The sequence below is a fragment of the Blastococcus sp. CCUG 61487 genome, from assembly GCF_005222955.1.
Taxonomy (GTDB): domain Bacteria; phylum Actinomycetota; class Actinomycetes; order Mycobacteriales; family Geodermatophilaceae; genus Blastococcus.
Genome location: NZ_LWUA01000092.1, coordinates 1 through 2,678 on the forward strand (window position 1 = coordinate 1; position 2,678 = coordinate 2,678).

Below are 2,678 nucleotides of genomic sequence, written 5' to 3' on the forward strand. Positions count from 1 at the left end.
CCTCGCGGGACGTCACCCCAGATCCAGGCGCCGAAGGCGATGCCGATGGAAACCCAGGCCGCCGACCAGACCGCCGCCTCACGGACGCCGATCACGTGCGCTCGACGGTGGGCGAACAGGTCGACGGCGAGCATGCCGACGATCAGGCCGAGCACGGCCAGCCAGAGCCAGATTGGGACGTCCACGCACCCTCCTCCAGTCGATGTCGCATCAACCGGAGGTCTCTCCCGGCCCGTTGGGCCTGCTCCGCCGGGTCCTCTCGGGGTGGGACCGTGCTGACGACGCGAGCGCTACGGGATACTCCCCTCCACGAATGAGTGAAGCATGCTTCACTCATTGGGGCCAGCGCAGGAGAGGACCGCCGCGATGACCGACCCGCGGAGACCGCCCTGGACGTTCCTGACCAACCACGGGCTCGTATTGCTGGCCGTCGCCGCCGACCCGGACGCGCGAGTGGCCGAGCTCGCCGCGGGCGTCGGCATCAGCGCTCGCGCGACCCTGAGCATCCTGCGTGACCTCGAGCAGGGCGGATACCTCACCCGGACCCGCCGGGGCCGGCGCACGCACTACGAGGTGCGGCGGCACCAGCCGTTCCGACACCCCCGCATGGAACACCACGAGGTCGACGAACTGCTCACCATCTTCAGCAACCACTGACGAACGCCAGCGGACGGTCGACCGGCCACCCGTCGATCGGACTGAAACGACGACCGACCGTCCAGGCGCGTCTCCTCCACTCTGGGTCCGGGCTAGGGCTATGAGCGGCTGTCCAGCTGATCCGGTGGGGGAGTGGGCCACGAAGCGACGGTCGAGCGGCCCCGCTGGTAGAGAGAGGCCGTGAGCGATACGCACTACCAGGCAGTTCTTCGCACGTTTCCGACCCTGGACGAGTGGAGCGGGCGGCTCGGGAGCGTCTACACGCCCAAGCCGGGTAGCGACCTGGCCGCCGATGACGCCGACTGGCCCGCCCTCTCGCTGAGCCAGATCGCGGTCGGCAGCATGGGCGCTGCCAGGGACCACCTCCAGGCGGTCCGAGTGCTCATCGAGGCCAGGGAGGTGTTCCCGTACGCGCAGGCATCGCTGGTCCGCACTGCGCTCCTCTCGGCGGCACAAGCCGTCTGGCTCCTGGCCCCCGACGATCGTGCAGAGCGCCTCAAGAATGCGCGCACGCTCACGGCTCACATCTACGAGCAGCATCTGCGGTTTCTCCGCGACCTCCAGGATCTGGCGTCCAGCCCGCATGCGGGTACCGATGCGGTGGAGCAGCACGTCACGACGCGGTCGCAGCAGTTGGCTCAGCAGCGGGCGGCAGACGGACAGAAGGCCAAGTTCAACGCCACGGAGGTCGTCCAGACTGCGGCGCTGGCTGCCTGGGGCAAGGAAGACCTGGCCAAGGAGGTGAAGGCTGAGTGGCGCAGTGGCTCGGGTGCGGCCCACGGGCTTCTTTGGTCGGTGTTTGGCCGGGCAGGAACACGGATGACCGGCGCGGAGGCGAACGGCATGGCCGTGTTCCAAGCGGGCGGCGCGATCGATGACTTCGCCAACGCCTACTTCGCCGCTTATCACCTACTCCGGCATGCCTTCACGCTGTTGGAACGACGCGGCGGCTCCTAGTTCCCTGTCGAAGGCTGGAGCTTCGGTCGGGCCGGATTCAGGGTGGATGGCCACGCCCTGGGTCCGGCACGGTCTCCTTCCACGACCCATAGCACCGCCACGCGGAGCGACCGCCGGTTCGTGGACCGCTCCGTCCGGATCACCTGAACAGCCGAAGGTCCCACGGTTGAGCCGAGCCGCTCCCACGGAACGGCGGGCGGGGCGAGAGTAGAGGGCCTAGTGCATGCAGCCGCGCCGCGCCGTGCAGGGCGCGAGCCCACCGCCGCACGCACCGGCAGCGACGCTCGAGCATGACGCCCCGGGTTGCCCGACGCCGACCCATCACGCTGGGATAAGTCGGCGCGCTGCGCGACCGGGACGATCGGCACAGGGGGGGGGCAAACGCATGGACGTCGTCATCACCAGGACCGCCGCACCGCAGGCAACCTCTGGCGGCCCGCTGAGCGACGCGGAACTGCAGGCGATGCACGCCTGGTGGCGCACGGCGAACTACCTGTCGGTCGGGCAGATCTATCTCATGGGCAACCCCCTACTGCGCGAGCCGCTGCGGCCCGAGCACGTCAAGCCGCGGCTGCTCGGCCACTGGGGAACCACACCGGGGCTGACCTTCATCTACGCCCACCTCAACCGCGCCATCACCGTGCGCGACCTGAACATGATCTACGTGATGGGCCCCGGGCACGGCGGGCCCGGCCCAGTCGCCGCCGCTTGGCTGGAGGGCACCTACAGCGAGGTCTACCCGGACATCACCCAGGACGAGGCCGGCCTGCGGCGGCTGTTCACCCAGTTCTCCTTCCCTGGCGGCATCCCCAGCCACGTCGCTCCCGAGACCCCAGGCTCGATCCACGAGGGCGGCGAGCTGGGTTATGCGCTCTCGCACGCCTACGGCGCCGCCTTTGACAACCCCGACCTGGTGGTCGCGGCAATCGTGGGGGACGGCGAGGCCGAGACCGGGCCGCTGGCGGCCAGTTGGCACTCCAACAAGTTCGTCGACCCCCGGCGCGACGGCGCCGTGCTGCCGATCCTGCACCTCAACGGCTACATGTCCCGCCCCGGGTTCAGTG

At 69.5% G+C, this 2,678-nt stretch carries 3 protein-coding genes and 1 pseudogene; 3 read left to right on the top strand and 1 reads right to left on the bottom strand.

Going from position 1 to position 2,678, the window contains the following annotated elements:
• Positions 1-185, bottom strand: a pseudogene (locus A6V29_RS06680) (tellurium resistance protein TerC); the annotation flags it as partial.
• A gap of 181 nt (positions 186-366) precedes the next feature.
• Between A6V29_RS06680 and A6V29_RS06685 the strand changes: the two are divergent.
• From A6V29_RS06685 to A6V29_RS06695, 3 genes are all read left to right on the top strand, one after another.
• Positions 367-657, top strand: coding sequence for a winged helix-turn-helix domain-containing protein (locus A6V29_RS06685; protein ID WP_137159587.1), 291 nt, complete (start codon positions 367-369; stop codon positions 655-657).
• Between the two features lie 180 nt (positions 658-837).
• Entirely contained in the window at positions 838-1,614 is a 777-nt protein-coding gene (locus A6V29_RS06690; RefSeq protein WP_137159588.1) for a hypothetical protein, read from the top strand.
• 385 nt (positions 1,615-1,999) lie between these two features.
• Positions 2,000-2,678: phosphoketolase family protein (locus A6V29_RS06695; protein ID WP_249933073.1), on the top strand; the 679-nt coding region annotated here is incomplete at its 3' end.

Excerpts from the sequence above, each read along its gene's own strand:
- A6V29_RS06685 (WP_137159587.1), top strand. The coding sequence starts at position 367 with ATGACCGACCCGCGGAGACCGCCCTGGACGTTCCTGACCAACCACGGG.